This is a genomic window from Burkholderia sp. TSV86, from assembly GCF_001522865.1.
Taxonomy (GTDB): Bacteria; Pseudomonadota; Gammaproteobacteria; order Burkholderiales; family Burkholderiaceae; genus Burkholderia.
Genome location: NZ_LOWB01000075.1, coordinates 106,982 through 127,336 on the forward strand (window position 1 = coordinate 106,982; position 20,355 = coordinate 127,336).

Annotated in this window: 13 protein-coding genes; 2 read left to right on the forward strand and 11 right to left on the reverse strand. The window is 60.2% G+C overall.

Translation table 11 applies throughout. The features are described from left to right. Positions 1-68: 68 nt before the first annotated feature. From WS68_RS12610 to WS68_RS12640, 7 genes are all read right to left on the reverse strand, one after another. Positions 69-3,173: a non-ribosomal peptide synthetase gene (locus tag WS68_RS12610; protein ID WP_059571130.1), complete on the reverse strand. Its 3,105-nt coding sequence runs from the start codon at positions 3,171-3,173 to the stop codon at positions 69-71. Positions 3,174-3,273: 100 nt separating this feature from the next. Further along, positions 3,274-4,038 (reverse strand): HalD/BesD family halogenase, encoded by a 765-nt coding sequence (locus WS68_RS12615; RefSeq protein WP_059571131.1) that lies wholly within the window; start codon positions 4,036-4,038, stop codon positions 3,274-3,276. 130 nt (positions 4,039-4,168) lie between these two features. Next, positions 4,169-4,915 carry a hypothetical protein gene (locus WS68_RS12620; protein WP_082709998.1) on the reverse strand — a complete coding sequence of 249 codons (747 nt, stop codon included), beginning with the start codon at positions 4,913-4,915 and terminating at the stop codon, positions 4,169-4,171. 46 nt (positions 4,916-4,961) lie between these two features. After that, complete coding sequence (locus WS68_RS12625; protein ID WP_059571133.1) at positions 4,962-9,542, reverse strand: non-ribosomal peptide synthetase; 4,581 nt, start codon at positions 9,540-9,542, stop codon at positions 4,962-4,964. Between the two features lie 22 nt (positions 9,543-9,564). Continuing rightward, positions 9,565-10,800, reverse strand: coding sequence for an MFS transporter (locus WS68_RS12630; RefSeq protein WP_059571134.1), 1,236 nt, complete (start codon positions 10,798-10,800; stop codon positions 9,565-9,567). Positions 10,801-10,999: 199 nt separating this feature from the next. After that, entirely contained in the window at positions 11,000-11,200 is a 201-nt protein-coding gene (locus tag WS68_RS12635) for an MbtH family protein (RefSeq protein WP_059571248.1), read from the reverse strand. A 644-nt stretch (positions 11,201-11,844) separates the two neighbouring features. Beyond that, on the reverse strand, positions 11,845-12,693 hold the full coding sequence (locus tag WS68_RS12640) for an ureidoglycolate lyase (protein WP_059571135.1): 849 nt from the start codon (positions 12,691-12,693) through the stop codon (positions 11,845-11,847). 421 nt (positions 12,694-13,114) lie between these two features. Between WS68_RS12640 and WS68_RS12645 the strand changes: the two genes are divergently transcribed. Continuing rightward, complete coding sequence (locus tag WS68_RS12645; RefSeq protein ID WP_059571136.1) at positions 13,115-13,939, forward strand: IclR family transcriptional regulator; 825 nt, start codon at positions 13,115-13,117, stop codon at positions 13,937-13,939. Positions 13,940-14,046: 107 nt separating this feature from the next. Further along, the gene (locus tag WS68_RS12650) at positions 14,047-14,589 is read left to right on the forward strand and encodes a hypothetical protein (RefSeq protein WP_059571137.1); all 543 of its coding nucleotides are present in this window, start codon (positions 14,047-14,049) and stop codon (positions 14,587-14,589) included. 206 nt (positions 14,590-14,795) lie between these two features. Here the strand turns inward: WS68_RS12650 and WS68_RS12655 are convergent, their stop codons facing one another. The 4 genes from WS68_RS12655 to WS68_RS12665 all read right to left on the reverse strand — a co-directional run bounded on the left by WS68_RS12655 (position 14,796) and on the right by WS68_RS12665 (position 20,345). After that, on the reverse strand, positions 14,796-17,153 hold the full coding sequence (locus WS68_RS12655; protein WP_059571249.1) for a GNAT family N-acetyltransferase: 2,358 nt from the start codon (positions 17,151-17,153) through the stop codon (positions 14,796-14,798). 410 nt (positions 17,154-17,563) lie between these two features. Then, positions 17,564-17,854 (reverse strand): H-NS histone family protein, encoded by a 291-nt coding sequence (locus WS68_RS12660; RefSeq protein WP_059571138.1) that lies wholly within the window; start codon positions 17,852-17,854, stop codon positions 17,564-17,566. 98 nt (positions 17,855-17,952) lie between these two features. Continuing rightward, the gene (locus tag WS68_RS28920; RefSeq protein WP_442857164.1) at positions 17,953-18,252 is read right to left on the reverse strand and encodes a hypothetical protein; all 300 of its coding nucleotides are present in this window, start codon (positions 18,250-18,252) and stop codon (positions 17,953-17,955) included. A gap of 608 nt (positions 18,253-18,860) precedes the next feature. Then, on the reverse strand, positions 18,861-20,345 hold the full coding sequence (locus WS68_RS12665; RefSeq protein ID WP_059571250.1) for a sigma-54 interaction domain-containing protein: 1,485 nt from the start codon (positions 20,343-20,345) through the stop codon (positions 18,861-18,863). Between the last annotated feature and the right edge of the window lie 10 nt (positions 20,346-20,355).

The following is a 20,355-nucleotide window of genomic DNA, read 5'->3' on the forward strand; positions in this document are numbered from 1 at the left end:
TCGATTATCCAAAGTGAATAAACATGCTGCCCAATCCGCATCGACCGATAGCGCGATACATTGCACCGTCAATCGCTGAAAAAAGCTGACTGCGCCCTCAATGTCCTTCGAAATGCAGCCGCTGCAATCCGGTCCAGTTCGCTACACGCCTGCTCGATGAGACGCACGCGCATGGCGTGAGGGAAAACGTCGTCATCCGCGACGATCCTTATTTCATTGACGCCGTCACTCCGGTCAACGTTGATTGCGACGTTGATCGGGTAATGGAAGCGATCCTGCCCCGCCCAGTTCGATGTCACGAATCGATCAGAGCGCCGAACTGCGTCGAAATTGGTGAAGTTCAACGAATATCGGAAATCCCTATTCCCGCGCGCACGCAAAATCCGCGACAACGGATACAACGAGAAATCGGCCGCTTCGTTCAATGCGCGATGCACGCCCGTCAGTTCGCTTTCGATATCGGCGGCTGCATCGACGTGCATCGAGAACGGCAAAATGTTCCAGTAAAGGCCGACGGATTCCAACGCTCGCTCGATCTCCGCTGTCCGGCCATTGGTTACCGCACCGAGCGTAACGTCTCTTTCACCCTCGATCGATGCAATCGCCCGGCAAACGGCGCAAAAAAAAGCCGCTTTCGATTGCACGCGGATCGCTTGGCAATATCGATAAATCGCATCGACGGCGTGCGCGCGGATCGATTCATCTGTCTCGCCGATCCGCGCCACCTTGTGATCCCCCGGTACGCACAGGAAGTGGTCGTGCATCTCATAGCCGTCCCAGAACCGGCGTGCGCAGGCCGATTCGCTCTGCTCACGCTGCAGCCGCACGTATGCGTCGAACGGATCCGGACTCGCCTCGACTGGCTGCTCCGGCCGGCCATAGCGATCGAGCGTCGCCGTCAACAGTTGCTGCTGCCCCCAGCCGTCGTCGATTGCATGATGGGTTTCGAGCGTAACGCGCGTGCACCGCGCCGACAACGGCGTCAACTCGACGTACATCAACGGGCTGTCGGCATCGAATGGATCGATCACCTTCGATGCGCGCCCTGCCGTTCCCGGCGTCCAGGGTGGGGCCGACTGTCCGTTCGGCGTGACCGACACGGCTAGCCGCGGCGTGTCCGCACGCCGCCTGACGATATTGCCGTCGAGCCGCTCGAATACGGTGCTGAACACCGGGTACGCCGAAAACGTTTCGATGAAGCTGCGCGCCAGTTCGTCGAGATCGATATCGGCGTGAAGATCGCACAGGTCGAACGATTGCACGACGTGATAAACCTCGTTGCGTCGCGCGAGATTCGCGTCATACGCATTCAACATGATCGTCTGCATGTCGGACGCGAGCGCGCTGCCGCCGCGCGCCGGCACAACCTGTCGCTCCGCCGAGCGGTTGCATGCGGCCGCGATATTTCTGACGCTGCCCCTCACGAAAATATCCTGTACTCCGACACGCCAGCCCGCACGCGTCATCGCAAGAGCCAGATCGACCGCTCGAATCGAATCGCCGCCCGCTTCGAAGAAATCCGTGTCAACGGATACCGCATCGCTGCCGAGCACCGATCGCCAAATCGACAACAAAGCCGATTCAGCCTCGGACGGCATGGCGGCCGAGTGTGCGGACAACTCGACGGCGTGTGCTTTCATGGCGGCCAAGTCGATCTTGCCGTTGCGCGTCAGTGGAATCGTCTCGATCGAATAGAAGTTTTGCGGCGCGCAAAAGTTCGGCAATTTACGGCCGAACTGCTCGCGCAACTCGCCGATGCTCAATTGCGCGTCCGCTTCCGGCTTCACGTAGGCATCGAGTATGTCGACACCGTCGGCCGCACGTATCGATACATAGGCATCCTGCACACCATCGCACGTGCGCAACGCCGCTTCGATTTCACCGAGCGACACGCGAAACCCGCGCACCTTCAAATAGCCGCTTTTTCGCGACACGTAACCGATCGTCCCGTCAGGCATCCATTTCGCCAGATCGCCGGTTTGGTACATGCGCTCGCCGGCACGTTCGGCATATGGGCACGGCATGAACACATCGGCAGTCAAGTCGGGGCGGCCTTGATAGCCTCTCGCAAGGCCTGGTCCACTCACGAATATCTCACCAACGACGCCCTGTGGCACAGGTTCGAGATGCTCATCGAGGATGAACACCCGCAGATCGGCAATCGGATCGCCGATCAAACTCTCGCTCACGGCCGGTTCCGACACACAATCCACCGGATGCAGCGTGACGTGCACCGTCGTTTCCGTGATGCCATACATATTGACGACGACAGGTCCGGATTGGCCGGCAAGCACATACCAGCGGGCCAACTTGGTATAGTCGAGCCGCTCTCCGCCAAAAATGGTCAGCTTGACCGTCGACAGCTTGCGCAGGTCGCCAGGATGCCGCTCCAGGTATGTACATAAACGATAGAAAAACGACGGCGTCTGGTTGAGCACGGTCACGCCCGCGCGCGCGATGAATTCGCACAGCACCGCCGGATCGCGCACGTCGGGGCCGTCGGGAATTGCGAGACGCCCTCCATACAGCAGTGCCCCCCATATCTCCCAAACCGAAAAGTCGAATGCGACCGAATGCAACAACGGCCACGTGTCGTCGGGCGAAAATTCAAAGCTGTCTGCGGTTTCGTGAAAAAGCCGCATCACGCTTCTATGCGACACCATGACGCCTTTCGGGCCGCCTGTCGAACCGGATGTGTAGATGACGTATGCCAGGTTGTCCGGATTGATCGCCGGCAAGTGGACCACGTCATCGCCTTCCGATGCCTGCGCCGCGTCATCGACATAGAAGATCCCGATGCTCGGATCGAGCTTGAGCTGCCGAAGACGTTCGGATGCCATCCGAGGCGCGACGATCGCGGCAAGTCCGGCCTCGCACACGATGTTCGACAAGCGCTCGGGCGGATATGTCAAATCTAGCGGCACATACGCCGCGCCACTTTTCATCGCGCCCAGTATGGCGACGACCGCCTTCGCCCGATCGTCGATCACCACGCCAACCAGGCTCTCGAGCCTAACGCCATTGCGCATCAAGCGCATCGCGAGCGCCGAGCTTGCGGTGTCCAACTGCCCATAGCCGATCGATTCCGCACCGCGGACGATTGCCGTGCGGTTCGGACTGGCGGCGGCGATCACTCGAAATCGATCGACGATGGTTAGCGCTTCATCTTCCATGGTGGAAAATACTTGCATATTGGAGAGATTGAAAAAGCAGCGCCTCGCGTAATCGCGCCGTCAGCGTGCATGAAACCGAACGCCTGTCCGTTTGCGCCATTTACGCGGCCCCATACAGCAGATCCGCCGTGCGGCCGTATTCGCGCCGGCTGTCGATGTCGTAGGCGAGATTCAGCGCCTTGCGTCGCGTGCCACGCGCGATCGGCGTCACGCGGTGCAGGCATGCGCCCGCGTTCAACAAATAGCAGTCACCGGCCTCGTGATGCTCGACTTCGATCGCCGCCTGCGCATTGGCAAGCGCCACGCCTTTTTCGATGTCGCCGTCGGGATCCAATTGCCGATCGGTGCAAAACGTTTGCCAGTTGCGAATGATCTCGACGTTGCCGCCCTTGTCGCGCGCCGGCGATTCGAGAATCACGACCAGCGCGAATTGCGGATCATCGAGATGCCAGCCATGCGTATCCTCGAATGATTCAAGATAATTTGCCACCATGAATTCGGTCTGGTGACGCACGAAAAAAACGGGCCTTTGCGCGATTTTCGTAACGACGTCGCGCAGCGCGCTGTTTCCATACAGCATCGCCAACGCGATCGACTCGTCGACGATCCGATCGCCGCCGATGACGGACAAGCGGCGAGGCGTGTTGTACCCCGGCATCGTAAACTCGCGCCGGATACTCACCTCCTGAATTCTCTCGACTTCACGCTTGATGAATTCAAATGCATCTGCCTCGAAGAATCCCGGCAGCTTGACGTACCCCCTCGATTCGAAGTCCTCCGCCAATGCACGGACGACATTCTGATCCAGATAACGGCTTGCTACAGGATTGCAAACCAGCCAACCGAATAGAAAACGATTGTCCATATATGCTCGCACGCGACGACTCACTGAAAAATTGCATCTGCATCAATGCGCGGCCAAAACTGCGCGCTGTGGCACAACCATCGCTCAATGACCTGAAACCGGCAATCGTCAAGGCGTTTTCAGACCGATCCTAGACGAGACTGACATCGGCAAGGTACTCGGTCAGTGCTGCTTCGAGGGTCTCGCTGATCCCGGCGAGCGTTTCGAAGGATTCGAGCACAAAGTACTGCTTCTGCAATTTGAAGCTATCGTAACCAGACGCAAAAACCTGTGCGAAATCGAACGGCCGCAGTTCGATCTTCCCTCCGTAGACAGCCTCGCATTCCGCCGCCGACGTGATGATCGCGGCGCCCAGAATCTTGGTCGCGCCCGCTTCCATAACAAGCCCCGTTTCGATCGTGTACCAATACACCCTTGCCAACGACCGCAGCGCCAGGCCGTTGTCCAGAAATTTCAAGGCGGCAGCCGAATACGTGCGCAGGAATTCACCGTAAAGATCGTTGGTCAACAACGGAAGATGGCCGAGAGAGTCATGAAACAAATCCGGCAACACCGAGAATTCAAGTTCTTCCGGCCGCCGGACGTCGGCTGCAATCGGAAACGTTCGCCGTTGCAGGAGCGAATAAAACTCGTCGTCCGGCAACAGCCCATCGACGGGCTTCACGCTCCAGCCGCACGCCTGCCGGATCTTCGCATCGAGATCATCAATGCGCTCGACCGTGTGTTCGGCAAACGCCAGCCGCTTGAAGCCATGCTTGAATTCCCCACATCCGTGTGTCGACAAACGCGATATATATCCGCCCATCAACCGGGCCCACGTCTGATCGTCTTGACATTGGCCGCTACTTCGTGACACTCCGACTTGTCCGATGCTCATTAAGAACTCCGTATCAAATATCGTGCAGCACACTGTGGAAGTCCGGCTATGCGACGGGCCGGGCGGAACGCAACGCCTTTCTCGGCTGACGTAGGGCCGGAGGCTCGAAGCGCTTGGTCACCGTGATCGATGCATCGGCAGATGCCGACGCAAACAACTCAACCAAGTTTTCCAGATATCCGCGAATCGTCGCGTCGGTGAAGATATCGGTCGAATACTCGATGGCTATCGCCATACCATCCACGCCCGAGCGCAATGCGAACGACAAGTCGAACTTGGCGGTTTGCGCCGGAATGGCGATCTCCCGCGCCGGGGTGTCATCGAGAATCCACATCTGTTCGTCGGTTTCGCAGGTCACGCACACCTGAAACAGCGGATGCCAACCGAGTGAACGCGCCGGCTCCAGCGCCTCGACCAATCGGTCAAACGGCAGATTCGCATGATCGAGCGCGTCGGCCACATGCCGCTGTGTTTGCTCGACTGCCGTATGAAACGTCATTTTTTCGTCGAAACGACTGCGTAGCACCAACATGTTCGTGAAAAGGCCGATCGTGTCCTCGAATTCGGCGTGGCTGCGTCCGGCAACGGGATATCCAATGCAGATGTCGCGCACTCCACTGATCCGGTGCAACAACACGCTCACAGCGGTCAAAAACACGACGAACAGCGTCGTGGATTCGTCGCGAGCCAGTGCGGAAAAATTCGCTGCGGTGTCGGGCGGCAGCGTCGTTTGCACGATTTCGCCGGCGTAACTGCTGACCATCGGACGCGGCTTATCGAGTGGCAGTTCCAGCAACGCGGGCGCCCCCGCCAACACATCACGCCAGTAACTGAAATCTTCAGCCATTCGGTTGCGGGCATAAGCGTCGCGCTGCCATTGCGCAAAATCCCGGTATTGCGCGCGCACGTCAGGCAATCCGTGCGCACCGCCATGCTTGAAAGCGCGATAAAGCGCGTCAAGCTCCCGCGCCATTACCTGCGCGGACCATCCGTCAATCACGATATGATGAATCCCAAGCAGCAGCGCGTGCCGATCGCGCGCAAGGCGCACCAACGTCGCGTGCAAAAGCGGCCCTCGTGCAAGATCGAACGTCTGCGCGGTGAATCTTCGCGTGAGGTCGTCGAACTTTGCCGATTTCACCTCGTCATCGAACGCCGTCAAATCTTCCCATCCGAGTTCGAATCGTGCGGAATCGGCAATGCGCTGGCATGCCTGCCCGTCGACCTCGACGAACGTCGTTCTCAGCGCTTCGTGCCGGGCCACCAACGCGTTGAATCCGGCGTCGAGCGCTGCGCGGTCGATTTCGCTGTCGAACGCCAGGATATAGCGAATCGAATACGACGCATTACCTCCCGCAATCTTGTCGACAAAATACAAGCCGGCCTGAGGCGCGCTCAGCGGTATCGGAGATTCACGGTTCGTCGCGTCGACAAGCGGCATCAAACCACCGCTCGACGCATCGGGCGCGGCGTGTTCAAGTACTTGCGCGCATTCCATCAACGTACTGTTGCCCAGTAAAACGGAAAGCGGCAGCTTCCGCCCCATCTCCTGCTCGCATTTCGCCAATAAGCGGATTGCGCCAAGAGAACTTCCGCCATTCCCGTAAAAGCTTTCGTCCGTCGATAGCGAATCGACGTTCAACAGTTCGCGGATCAGCTCGAAAAAACGTGCTGTTGTCCCGGTAACGAATTCACCTCTTTGCGCCTGCGCTGCGTTTTTCTCGCGCGCACGTTGGCGCAGTATGCTGATGTCCGGTTTGCCGTGCGACGTAAGCGGAATGCCCGGCACGTCGTAGATGCGCTTCGGCGACAAATAGGCGGGCAGCTTGTCATCCATCCAACGCCGAATTCCACGAACCCGAGTTCCGGCATCGCCCGGCTCGAGCACGACGTAGGCCACTAGCCGCTTTTGCCCCAATCCGTCTTCTTCGACGTCCGCCACGGCCTCCTTGACGTCCGGATGTTCGAGCAGCTTGGCCAGCACCTCGCCAAACTCGACGCGAAATCCGTCGATCTTGATCTGGCCGTCGCGCCGGCCCTTGTACCGAATGCGGCCGTTCGAATCCCAAATGCAAACGTCGCCGGTCCGGTACAACCGGCTTCCCGGTACACCATCGAACGGATTCGGCACGAACCGCTCGGCTGTTAATTCGGGCTGCCGATAATATCCTCTGGCGAGCCCGGCGCCACCAAGATACAGTTCGCCTTGCACTCCGACCGGCACCGGCTGCATGTCCTCATCCAGGATATATGCGCTAGTGTTTGCAAACGGACGGCCAATCGGAACGTCACCATCGCGGATATCGTCGTCTTGCACAACATGCGTGCAGCTCAGCGTCGTGACTTCAGTGGGGCCGTAGCCGTTGATCAGCTCGGCCCGCACACCCGCCTGCCGCAGCCTGAGCAACGCGGCTGCATCCGCGCGATCACCGCCGAAGATGATGTGCTCGACATCGACGAACATTTCCGGCATCTCGTGCGACAGCCTCGACAGCAGCGTGCTCGCGAAATTGATCGCCTTGATCTGGTGCCGCTGTAAAAACGCGCTGAACTCGGCCGGGCTCAATACCAAGTGGTTTTCCACTAGCGCCACCGCTCCACCGTGCAGCAGCGCGCCCCAAATTTCCAGCGTCGAAGGATCGAACGACGCGCTTGCAAGCTGCGGGATCGTCAAGCCGCGCTCGAATGGCAAAAACGGATTCGATATCACGAGCCGCGCGATCGCGCGATGATCGATCGCGACGCCCTTGGGGCGTCCGGTGGAGCCCGACGTATACATCACATAGGCAAGTTGCGCGGGCGATTCGAGACGCGGCGGATTCGCGATCGCGCCGGATACGTCGGCGGACTCCGATTTCAGATCGTCGAGTTCGACGAGCGTCAACCCTTCGCGGCGACCCAGCAATGCGGCTCGAAGCTCCGATTCGAGCACAACGGCCTCGATGCCTGAGTCGTTCAGCAGATATGACAAACGCTCCGCTTGATAGTTGGCATCCAGCGGAACGTAGCAGCCGCCCGCCTTCAGGATACCGAGAATGCCGACGACCATGTCGAACCCGCGTCCGACGAGCAACCCGACCGGCGTTTCGCTATCGACGCCGAGCGCTCTGAGCCGCCATGCGAGCCGGTTGGCCGCCACGTTCAGTTCACGGTACGTCATACGGCGAGCACCGTCGATCAGCGCGGCGCGATCGGGCGTGCGTTCCACCTGTGCTTCGAACAGCCCGGCAACCGTGATCGGCGGCAATTCGCGTGCCGGGCCGGAACCCTTTTGCAGTAACCCGTCACGCTGCTCGTCACTCAGAAGACGCAGGCGCGCAGCCGCCTGATCGGGATCAGCGGCGGCGCACGCAATCAACAACGTCAGTTGCGCCAGCATGCGATCGATCGATGCGCGCTCGAACAGCTCCGTGCTGTATTCGGCCTTCAAACACCATGACGCATCGGCGTTCTGCTCGATCGCAAGCAGCAGATCGAACTTCGACGTATGTGTCGGAATATTGGCGTCGAGCGCAAACACGCCGTCGAGCGACCACATCCGTTCGTTCGCCTCGTGCGTGACGCATACCTGAAACAGCGGATGCCATCCGAGCGAGCGCGCCGGCTCCAGCGCCTCAATAAGTTGATCGAACGGCAAATCCGCATGGGCAAGCGCATCGAACACTTGATGCTGGGTTCGCTCCACGGCCTGTCGGAATGTCGTCTGCCCGTCGTGACGGCTGCGCAGCACAAGCATGTTCGTGAAGAGGCCGATCGTATCCTCGAATTCCACACCGCTTCGGCCCGCAACCGGATAGCCAATGCAAATATCGCGCTCGCCGCTGATTCGATGCAACAGTATCCGTGCGAACGTCATGAACAACACGAACGGGGTCACGGCCATCGCATCGATCAGCGCCGCGAAGCCGGCAGCCGCATCCGGCGGCAGCTCGGCCCGCACGATCTCGCCCGCATAATTCCGAACAGCCGGCCGCGGCTTGTCGAACGGCAGTTCCAGCAACGCCGGCGCATCGCTCAACGTCTCACGCCAGTAAGCCAAATCTTCGGCCATGCCGTCCTGCATGTATGCGTCGCGCTGCCACTGCGCGAAATCGCGATATTGAACGGCCATTTCCGGCAAACCATGCTCGACGTCATGCTTGAACGCGCGATAAAGCGCATCGAGTTCATGTGCCATCACATGTGCGGACCAGCCATCGAATACGATGTGGTGAACGCCGAGCAGCAGCGTATAGCGCGCGTTCGCCAAGCGCATCAGCGTCGCGCGCATCAGCGGGCCTGCCGCGAGATCGAATCGCCGTGCGGCGAATTCACGCGTGATTTCGTCTGCCTTTACCGCTCGTGCGGCGTCGTCGAGATCGGATAGATCTTCCCATCCGAGTTCGCATCGCATCGCATCGACGACATGCTGACACACCTGCCCGTCGATCTCGACGAACGTCGTGCGCAATGCCTCGTGTCTGCGGATCAGCGCATCGAGCGCCGCCTCCAATGCGGCTCGGTCGATCTCTGCGTCAAACTCCAACGTGTAGGGCACCAAATAAAGCGCCGCATCGCTGCCTATCTTGTCGAAGAAATAAATTCCTTCTTGTCCATATGCACACGGAAACACGTTCGTCATTTTCATGATGCGGGTTCCGCCGTTGGAGTTAATCGGCCGAGTAAGCCAGATCGATCGGACGCCAAAACAACGCCGCCCCCCACAGCAGCGTGGCGGCAACACTAACGGCGCCAATCACGTAGAACGCCTTGTCGTTCGGCATCGCGCCGAACAACGCACCGCCGATCAGCGCTCCGACCGGCATCGCACCCCAGACGATCAGACGGATGGCGGACGTCATTCTCCCGAGCAGCGGCTCGGGCGTGACTTCCTGACGCAACGTCATCTGCATAATCGAGGCGATCGTCGACGTTCCGCCCATCACGGCGAGCGCGAACCCCGCGATCGTCAGATCGACGAGCGCCGACGATTTCGCGAGCGGAATTGCCAGAATCGATATGACCGAGACGAGCTGCATCGAAGCCAACACCGGCAGCGGCCCCATCCGGCGGCGCAGCATTGGCGTAAGCGGCGCGCTGACGGCCGCACCGATTCCAAGGCAGCTCAACACAACGCCGATCTGCGTGGCAGACGCGCCGACGGTTTTTTGCAGCCACAAGTACAAGCCCGGCAGCAACGCAAAATAGGCGATGTGCCAGATCACGCCTCCCAGCGCGATCAGCACCAGCAGCCGGTTCGTCAAGACGAAGACCAAGCCCTTCTTCAGCGCGGGAAAAAACCGCTCGCCGACAGCTGCGGCGATGTTTTTTTCCGGCTCGTGCCGCACGAAGCAGATCAGGAAAAACGACCACAAATAGGACAGCGCGTCGAGCAGAATCGCGCCGGGCGCGCCGATCAGCGACATGATCGAACCGGCAACACTGGGGCCGATCGTCTCCGCCACGGACTGCGTCATCGCCAGCCGGCTGTTTCCTTGCGCCAACTCGCTCTTCTCTATCACGGTGGGCACATAGGACCAGAACGCCGTGTCGAAAAATACGCTGAGCGACGACACCGTGAATGCAACCGCATAGAGGCTGAATGCGTGCAGCATGTCCAGCCAATACAGCAACGGCACCAACAGTAAAATCGCGAATCTCGCGATGTCGCAGGCGATCAACAGCCGGCGGCGCGGCATTCGATCGACCAGCACGCCGGCAAACAAACCAAACAGTACTGTCGGGAGACCTTCGAGCGACAAAAGGAAGCCGAGCTGGATTGCGGAAAAATGCAAATTCTGGACGGCGAAAAGCGGGATGACCACTTGAGATATCTGGCTGCCGACGGCCGATGTGCCATGTGCCAGCCAAAGAAGGCCGAAGGTCCTTCCCGGATTCTTTCCCATTCAGCAATCTCCCGATGGGCAATTCATCGCTCGATAGAATGAATCAATGGCGATGCATTGTCCCGGCTTCTTGTGGCGAAAAACCTTCGCACGTCAGCTATGTGGATTTGACGGATCGACACGGCACTGCCGCCATCGGTTCGTCCCAAACCGACAAGCAAGACCGTGACGGGAAAGCATCAGCGCACAACACGCCAACTCAGTCTTTCGAACCCGCCTGCTCCATTGCAAGCCGCAGGCTTCTGGGCCGCATATCGGTCCACACGTCCTTGATGTGATCAAGACATGCCTCTTTCGATCCACGGTAGCCACTCGCCCGCCAGCCGGCGGGAATCACCTTGCCTTCCGGCCAAACAGAGTATTGTTCTTCGTCATTGAGTACCACGATGTAATTCGCCATCCGAATCTCCATCAATAATGGTCAAGTCAATGCGCAATTACGCTGGAATCTCATGTCCGATTCAGATCGGAACCAGACATTTCCCAGACAATGATTTGGCGAATAAATCGCCTTGATTCAATTGAGCCCGATTGACTTTTTTAGATACGGCGACAAACCAATCAGACGGCTCAAAAGCCAGATGCACGTTTATCTTGAAATAAACGCGCCTACCGCACAGGCATGGAAATACTTCGCAATCCTTGTAGATTTCATACAAGGTGCGTCGATACGGAAACATCGAAAGGAGTCTATTGCGCGTCTCGCAGATGATACGTCATCCGGCATTCGCTCATCAAACTTTTTTTCCTGACCTACTCCCGCGGCGCTAAAAGACGGCTGAATCGGGGAATGTGGATTGCTCGTCGGCGCGACGTTGAACGATCAGATATTTTTCCACCAAATTCTGATCTTGCAGAAACCGCGCGACGATCGGTTCATAGTCCGTCGCACACCGAACGGACAAACCGCACTGCATCAAATCCGATTATCTCGGGAAATCCGGCAAGCAGCGCGGCGAATATCGGTCGCGTTGAATCGGCATATCAGCGAAGATCCCGAGGCCGCCTACGCCGAATGCGAATCAGGTCGGCATGCAGCGCCGATTATGTGGCCGCACGCGTCATCTGCACCTGCTCGCCGAGCCCCGTCACGCCATAGCGCACCGTCTGCCCCGGCTTCAGATAGACAGGCGAAGGCTTCACGCCCATCCCGACGCCGGGGGGCGTGCCAGTCGCGATCACGTCGCCGGGATGCAGACTCATACAACGCGACAGATAAGCAATCAGGCTCGCGACCGAAAACACCATCGTGCCCGTATTGCCGTTCTGATAGCGATGGCCATCCACGTCGAGCCATAAATCGAGTGCCTGCGGATCGGCAATTTCGTCACGCGTGACAAGCCACGGGCCGATCGGCCCGAACGTGTCGAAGCCCTTGCCCTTATCCCACTGGCCGCCGCGGTTGACTTGCCATTCGCGCTCGGAAACGTCATTGATCACGCAATAGCCCGCGACGTATGACAGCGCGTCGGCCTCGTCAACGTTCTTGCACACACGGCCGATCACGACGCCGAGTTCGACTTCCCAATCGGTCTTCGTCGAGCCGAGCGGAATCTCGATGCCGTCATACGGGCCGCAAACCGCGCTCGTCCACTTGCCGAACACGATGGGCTCTTTCGGCACCGGCAGCCTCGCTTCGGCAGCATGATCCGCGTAGTTCAGGCCGATGCAGACGAACTTGCCGATCTGGCCCACGCATGCGCCAATGCGCGGCTCGCCCGGCACGCGCGGCAGCAACGCGAGATCGGTGTCGCGCAATCGCGCCAGGCTCGCGTCGGACAGCGCATCGCCCGCGATGTCGTCAATCAGCGCGGACAGGTCGCGGATATGCCCGTCGGCGTCGAGCACACCCGGCTTTTCATGACCCTTAGGGCCGTATCGCAGCAATTTCATAACGAGCGGTCTCCCGGTTCGATTCAAACAGAAACAAGCGGCTGCCTTCTGGCCGGCCTGCCGCAGCCCGGCACGCATTGCGCGAGTCTTTGTACCATTCGCGACGCTCGGCGGGACACCGCGCAACAGATAACGATTATTGGAGTAAGCGCTGTTCGCGCCTCTTCCGGTACTCGCTCCGACGTCAGTCGGCAATCGATTGGAGCCAGTACTTTGCACGCATACACTCGTTGCGTGCTACTGTTTTATTCAAATTTTTTGCAAAAATATCATATAAAGTTCCAATCAATTGGGTATCGTGATGATTAACACTGCTGCTTAGTTAACGCATGAACCGACGCTTCGCCGGTAGGCGTCGCGCGCCGCTGGAACGCGTGTCGCAACGCCATCGGTGTCCGGCGGTTCGTGAGCTTTATCAATAATGAATTCGATGAACCACCAACCGGCCGCGGGCGATGGAGAGCCGCGCGAGGGCAAAGAAGCCGGACGCTATCGCGCGCCCGCGCTCGACAAAGGGCTCGATATCCTCGAACTGCTCGCCGAACAGCGCGAAGGGCTGACGCGCGCGGAAATCACCAAACATCTCGGCCGCAACGCGAGCGAAATCTACCGGATGCTCGAGCGCCTCGTCGCGCGCCAATACGTGGTCCGCTCGGCAAACGGCGAGCGCTATACGCTCAGCTTGAAGCTTTACGCGCTCGCGCATCGCCACCCGCCACTCAAGCGGCTGATCACGGCAGCCCTGCCGCCGATGCAGCGCTTTGCCGACGCCGCCGAACAATCGTGCCACCTGTGCGTCTACGACCGCGGCAATCTGCTCGTGATCGCGCAAATTGAAGGCCCTGGCCCATGCGTGATTTCGGTCAGGCTCGGTACGCGGGTAAGACTCGTCGAGTCCGCGTCCGGCCCAGTACTGCTCACATTCCAGACGCATGAGCAACGTGCGCAGATGCTTGCCGAGCACGTGAAGACGAGCAACGAAACCGCGCCCGACATGCACGCGCTCGACGCACTCATCGACAGCATCCGCACTGCCGGTTCGTTGCGCCGGGACAGCCGCCAGGCGCGCGGCGTCATCGATCTTTCGTATCCGGTGCTCGGCCCGTTCGGCCAGGCGATCGCCGCCCTCACCTGCCCGTACATGCGGCGCATCGACACCCAAGCCGCGCCTTCGATCGACGAAGTCGACGCACGGCTGCGCGATGCGGCAACGCACCTGTCGATGATCAGCGGCCAATCGGCATGAGCACACGCCCGCACGCGCGCCTCAATCGGCCTGCGCCCCACCGCTGCTAAAATGGCGCCCCTTTCAAATCACCGTCCGCCGTCGACGGCGGACGTCTCACGGATGTCATGGCCAAACTTCTGACCGACCTCGAATTCCAACGTTTCTCCGAACTCCAGCAGAAGCAGGCGAGCTTCACGATCACCGCCGAAGAAGCCGACGAGCTGCGCGATATCGTCGCGCGCGCGCAAAAAAAGCGTGACGACCGCGCGTGCGCCATGCAGACCATCGAAGACTACATCGCGCAATTCGACATCACGCCAGACGAGCTGTTTTCGCCCGACCAGATCGGCGAGGCGGCACGGACGTATGGGCTGATTCCGGCCGGCAAGAAAGAGCGCTCGCTGCCGCCGTCGATCACGTTCAACGGCAAACCATATCAATGGATGAAGACGTTGCCGGACGAAGTGCGGCAACCGCTGTTCGACACATTCAAGGCCGGCGAATCGATCAAGCGCTTCCTCGCGATGCCCAAGGATACGGCCCGCTGCGCGCTGACCGTCGCGCGCCTCGAACGTGAGACGGGCGCGGTCTATCCGGATGCACTGCTCGATGAACTCGCGATATCGCGCATGCAAGTGGAAGAAGCCGCGGCAAAGCTCGCGGCCTGAAACCGTCCGCGCGCAAGTTCGCGCTAGATCGGCCCGAGCGTGCCTGGCGCCAGGCACGCTCGGCAGATACGCCGAGCGGCTCGCCAATGTCGCATCGCGCAAGCTCACGCAAGCCTCGGCGAGCCGATATTTCAAGCATTCCGAATCCTCCCGTAAAGCCTCACCTTCGCTTGCCTGCCGCTCCCGCAAACCCTCACCGTTAGCGATCAAACCGGCTGCAGCTTCAACCGAAGGCCCACGACTCCCGGCTCTCCCGTCGCCGCGACGGTGAATCCGCTGTGCTTGGCCAATGCGATCATCGCCGCGTTCTCGCGCAATGCCTCGCCAACCATCCACGCGGTGCCGCGCGAGCGCGCGTAGTCGATAATGCATGAGAGGAGCAGCCGCCCGAGCCCCTTGCCCTTCTGATCCGGACGCACCGCGATCGCGAATTCCGTTGTTTCGTTATCCGGATCAGTAACGGCGCGCACGACGCCAAGCGTCATCGTATGGCCGTGCGATCCATGGGTTGTCGCGATCAGCGCCATCTCACGGTCGTAATCGATCTGCGTCATGCGCGCGATTTGAGAATGATCGAAATCACGCACCGCGCCGAAAAAGCGCATCCGCAAATCGTCCGGCGTCATCGCACTCAGCAATTCACGATGCGCGGCCTCGTCTTCCGGACGAATCGGCCGCACCGTCAAACGCTCGCCGCGCCAATCGATCTGCTGCTCCAGATAGCGCGGATATGGGACGATCGCGAGCCGGCTGCGCCCCTTCGCGAACCCGATACGCGGACCGAGCGCGACGACGCGCTCGCTCAGAACCCGTAACACGAGCGTCATCCGCACGACTTCCCGCACCTCGCACACTGCTTGTGACAGTGCCGTCAGCGCGTGAAGCAGCGGCTGTGCCGGCGCGCGGTGCGCATATGGCGAACGCGCGACCACCGCTCGCGCGAGCACGGTATTGAACGGCGGCAGCCCATACACGACGAACGGCGCGCGCATGCTGTCCACCGCCGGCACCGAATAGCGGAATACCGGCCCGAAATTCGGATCGTCGTACAGATCGACCGTGATGTCGACAATCGAGTCGCCGTCATGCGCATCACTCGCGCGCTCGATGCCGAAGCGGGCAAGCCAGTCGAGTGCCGCATCGTCTTCGAGCGAGTCGCGCCCCTGCGCCAGCGCCATGGACGCGACTTGCTGCGCGGCGGTGACCGATGCCGGCGGCTGCGGCGGCATTCCCTCCGGGGTTTGCATCAGCAATTCGCGGCCAAGCTGATAGTCGACAAGGCGCGCATGTGCACGCGCGAGCCGCTGCGGCGTCGTATGCACTGGAATGCCGTGCTCGTGCAACGCATCGCGCGTCGGTGCATCGAGACCGCCCAGAAAGCACGCGAGCATCCCATGGTGCGCGAACTGGCGCGAACGGATCAGCACGTTCGCCACATCGCGCGCGGGCGCGCTATGCGACGTCGCGTGAACGACGAATACCGCCCCCGTTTGCGGATGCTGCGCGAGTGCTTTCAATGCCGCCTCGAAATGTTCCGGGCGCGCATCGTCGCCGAGTAGCAACGGATTGCGCGCGGCGATGCTCGCGGGCAATGCACGGCCCACGTCGTCGAGCGCGGCGGGCGGCCAATGCGCAAGCGTTTCGCCTGCCGCCGACAGCGCATCGACCGCGAGCTTCGCGACACCGGTATCGCTCGTGACGAGCGATACCGTGCCGCCCGCAACCGCACGGCCGACGCCGAGCGTCTCGATTTCATCGAGAAGATCGTCGAACGCGTCGACGCGCACGATCCCTGCCCGCTGGAACGCGGCGGTATAAAGCAGATCACCCGAATCGCCGCGCCCGGTTCGCAACGCAAGCACCGGTTTGTTGCGCGCCGCCGCGCGCGCAGCCGACATGAACTTGCGCGCGGATTTCACTGTATCGAGTTCGAGCAGGATCGCGCGCGTTGCGGTGTCGCTCGCCAGATAATCGAGCACGTCGGCGGCATCGACATCCGCTTCGGCGCCCAGCGCGAACGCATGCGAGAAACCCAGCCCGCGCGCATGCGCCCAGCCGAGCACGGCGTTGGTCAGCGCATTCGATTGAGACACCCATGCGACTGCGCCCGCTTTCGCGATACACGCGGGCGCGCCGAAGTGCACGTTCAACGCTGGCGACACCACCCCCAGACTGCCCGGCCCGACGATTCGCAGCAGATGCGGCTTCGCCGCGGCGAGTGCGCGCCCCAGCGCGCCGCGGTCGGCATTCGAACGAACTTCGCCGACGATGACGGCTGCCCGAACACCGAGACCGCCAAGCTTACGCACGATGCCCGGCCAGGTGGCGGGCGGCGTGCAGATGAGCGCCACCGACGGTGCGCCCGGCAGATGCTCGACGTGCGTATAGACTTTGTATCCGTTCAGTTCTCCATACTTTGGATTGACGGGCCAGATTGGGCCATCGAACCGGCCGTCGAGCACACATGCCCAAACCATTGCGCCGATGCTGCCTGGACGCGCTGACGCACCAACCACGGCAACGGAAGCCGGCCGGAACAAAGCATCGAGATTACGAACGGTCACGGCAACCTCACTGAAAAATTGGATGGCGATCACACAGGCAACAAGGAGACGTCACCCATAAATTCACACAATTTCCGTACAGATTAGGTGAAGCGGCGAACATTACCCGTTCGCCAACCAATTTAATTGACGATGCTCAGAAGACCCGCTGCGCCGCCAATGACGCAACGCGAACGATCGCAGCAGCCGCGGGATCGCTGAAGGTGAGAATTTTCGGGAAACAAGGTGAGCGTTTTCGGGATCAGGTAAAACACGCGATAAACCCCCCGCGAATTACCCAGGCTGACACAGTGTAATCCGCCCGAAAATACCGTAAATCAAGCCTTTTACATGCCCAAAACAAAACGGTGCGAACGGCAGGTCTGCCGTTCGCACCGTTTTCAAGGCGCCAAAGGTGAGCGTTTGCGGGATCAGTCCTTAATCAGAAAACGATTGCGATTCTTGCCGAGCCACGCCGGCGCGCGACCGCGGCCGCTCCACGTTTCGCCCGTCTTAGGATTGAGATACTTCGGCGGCAGCGCCCGTTTAGGCTTCGCGGTGGTCTTCAGGCTTTTAAACCCCAACTCTTCCGGCGTGATGTCATATTCCTCGATCTTCGCCCGAATTTCCGCAATCGCATCAGTGATCGCTTTTTCGCGCTCCTTGTCGATTTTCTGCTGAAGTTTTTCGAGCTGGACGGTCAGTTGCCTATAGGTCGCCATATGAATGATGCTCCGTGTCGTTATTGGATCGAAGTATATGAATCAATTCTGGTCAATCAAACATTTTCCGCTTGGCTTTCATATCCCGCAAACGGAGCTCAATAGCCTCTTCCCGCCTTGCACGCGAAGAGAAGGTTGCGCACACCGTTATCGACCGATTGCTGGATTGTATCGAAGTCACCGCCGCACATGCCTCGCGCATTCTGGATGCAAGTCTCCCACGGGCCGCCCGCCGGACACTGGACCATCGTGGTCGAACGCCCATCGGATGTGAACAATGGCGCACTGCCTCCGCAGCCAGAAAGCCCTGCCATTAAAGCAATCAAACAAACCATCCGCAAGAACGCGCCGTATCGCCGCGGCGCTGGCACACCCGTCTGTTTCATGAATCGGCCTATCGCTCAACATTCTTCTTGGACGACGCGAGTATATGCCATGCAACGCGGCAATGGGACACTCAGCGCCCCGCGCGGCTTGCACGAAGGGCATCGGCACGAATCGTCTGCAAGCCAAACGAATGTCCGGCCCAACCCGGGCGGTGTATCGAGCCGGCCGCCATCCGTTGCGATTGAACCACACGGCCGTCGATCTTTCGCCATCGGCAAAACAATGCTGCATCGTAATCCAATTGCTCGCAGCGAATAAAGTCACTTTGCCCATCAATCGCTTTTTTCCAACTTTTTCACAATCGGATTGTCATATAAATAGCAAATCGGCTTGCAGATGCGATGCAGCGAGCCAGACAATCGCGCCAAGTTCAGTTCGCTTAAGCGCGTTATCCGTCATTTTGACCGAGGATCATCAACAGTCCGAAGGGAACCGGACAATCGGCAATTGAATTGGCCCGTGCGAAAACGGTTCGCCGCCACCGCGTCTATCCATTCGCTTTACACGGCGAATCGGTCAATGATTGGGCTCACCCGCTTTCATCGCGATGACCAATGCCTCCGGCAGACGACGCGCGCACGCGGGCACGCCGATCCGTCTGTCGTTCGTCTCGCGCACATCAGGTGCCAATGCCGAGCGCCGCAAGCTTTTTGTAGAACGTCGCGCGTCCGATGCCGATCCGCGCGGCAGCCTCGGTCACCTTGCCGCCAGACGCCGCGAGCGCATCGAGCAGAAAGCGGCGCTCCCATGCGGCGAATGCGTCGGCGTACAACGTCGCGCCACCAGAAGGGTTCGCGGCGCACGCTGGCGCAACGGGATCGCGCGGCACGGCAACCGGTTCGCCCACGCCGCTCGCCGGCCCGAGAAGCGGCGCGAGGGCGTGTGCGTCGATCGTTGCACGATCAGACAGCATCAAAGCCCGTTCGAGGGTGTTGCGCAGCTCGCGCACATTGCCGGGCCACGGGTACGCGCATAGCAGCCGGAGCGCATCGTCGGTCAGTTCGCAGTGCTCAGCAAGCCGATGTTGAGCGGCCAATTCCTCGAGCATCGTGTAAACAAGTGTCTCGATATCGGAAACCCGATCGCGCAGCGGCGGCGCGTGGATCGTCAGCACGTTCAAGCGATAGTAGAGATCCGCGCGAAAGCGCCCCGCCGCAACGAGCGCGGGCAATTCGGCCGACGTCGCCGCGATGATCCGCACGTTCGCACGAACGATCCGGTTCGAACCAACCGGTTCGAACTCCTTATCCTGCAACACACGCAACAGCTTGCCCTGCAACGGCAGCGGCATATCGCCGATTTCGTCGAGAAACAGCGTGCCGCCGTCGGCAAGCTCGAATTTGCCGACGCGTCCTTTGCGGTCCGCGCCGGTATAGGCGCCCGGCGCCGCGCCGAAGAACTCGGTCTCGAGCAGCGTATCGGGAATCGCCGCGACGTTGACGCTCACGAGCGGCTTCATCGCACGCGCGGACGCCGCGTGAATCGCGTGCGCCAGCAGCTCCTTGCCGGTGCCTGTTTCTCCGAGCAGCAGCACCGGTGAATCAACTTGCGCGGCACGCCTGCCCTGGCGCTTGGTTTCTAGGCTGACCGCGCTCGTGCCGACGAAACTGGCGAACGTATATTTCGGGCGGCGCGCCTGCGCGAGCGAACGCTGCGTCGCGATCAGTTCCTGCTGCACCTGCTGGTAGCGCGAAAAAAGCGGCGTCAACGTCTTCAGCTCGTCGAATAGCGCAAAGCCGATTGCGCCGACGGTTTGGCCTACGTCGTCGCTAAGCGGCAGACGCGTGACGACGAGCGGCTCGCGGCCGGTCTCCATGATGTCGAGCAGGATCGGGCGGCCGGTCTCGACTACCTCGCGCAACAGACTGTGCGGAATCACCGCCTCGCAATCGAGGCCGATCGCCTGCTGCGGATCGGCGTAACCAAAGCGGGCCGCATAGCGCGGGTTGATCCAGACGACTCGCGCATGCTTGTCGACGATCACCGTGCCGACGCTCGAATGCTCGAACGTCCTGAAAAGCGCTTCGGCGGCACGCCGCAATACATCGCTGTAATCGACGGGCGGCATCATCCAGCCGTCCGAACCATTTATGGTGGTCTGCATCATCGCTATT

Excerpts from the sequence above, each read along its gene's own strand:
- WS68_RS12610 (WP_059571130.1), bottom strand. The coding sequence starts at position 3,173 with ATGGAAGATGAAGCGCTAACCATCGTCGATCGATTTCGAGTGATCGCC.
- WS68_RS12615 (WP_059571131.1), bottom strand. The coding sequence starts at position 4,038 with ATGGACAATCGTTTTCTATTCGGTTGGCTGGTTTGCAATCCTGTAGCA.
- WS68_RS12620 (WP_082709998.1), bottom strand. The coding sequence starts at position 4,915 with ATGAGCATCGGACAAGTCGGAGTGTCACGAAGTAGCGGCCAATGTCAA.
- WS68_RS12625 (WP_059571133.1), bottom strand. The coding sequence starts at position 9,542 with ATGAAAATGACGAACGTGTTTCCGTGTGCATATGGACAAGAAGGAATT.
- WS68_RS12630 (WP_059571134.1), bottom strand. The coding sequence starts at position 10,800 with ATGGGAAAGAATCCGGGAAGGACCTTCGGCCTTCTTTGGCTGGCACAT.
- WS68_RS12635 (WP_059571248.1), bottom strand. The coding sequence starts at position 11,200 with ATGGCGAATTACATCGTGGTACTCAATGACGAAGAACAATACTCTGTT.
- WS68_RS12640 (WP_059571135.1), bottom strand. The coding sequence starts at position 12,693 with ATGAAATTGCTGCGATACGGCCCTAAGGGTCATGAAAAGCCGGGTGTG.
- WS68_RS12645 (WP_059571136.1), top strand. The coding sequence starts at position 13,115 with ATGAATTCGATGAACCACCAACCGGCCGCGGGCGATGGAGAGCCGCGC.
- WS68_RS12650 (WP_059571137.1), top strand. The coding sequence starts at position 14,047 with ATGGCCAAACTTCTGACCGACCTCGAATTCCAACGTTTCTCCGAACTC.
- WS68_RS12660 (WP_059571138.1), bottom strand. The coding sequence starts at position 17,854 with ATGGCGACCTATAGGCAACTGACCGTCCAGCTCGAAAAACTTCAGCAG.
- WS68_RS12665 (WP_059571250.1), bottom strand. The coding sequence starts at position 20,345 with ATGCAGACCACCATAAATGGTTCGGACGGCTGGATGATGCCGCCCGTC.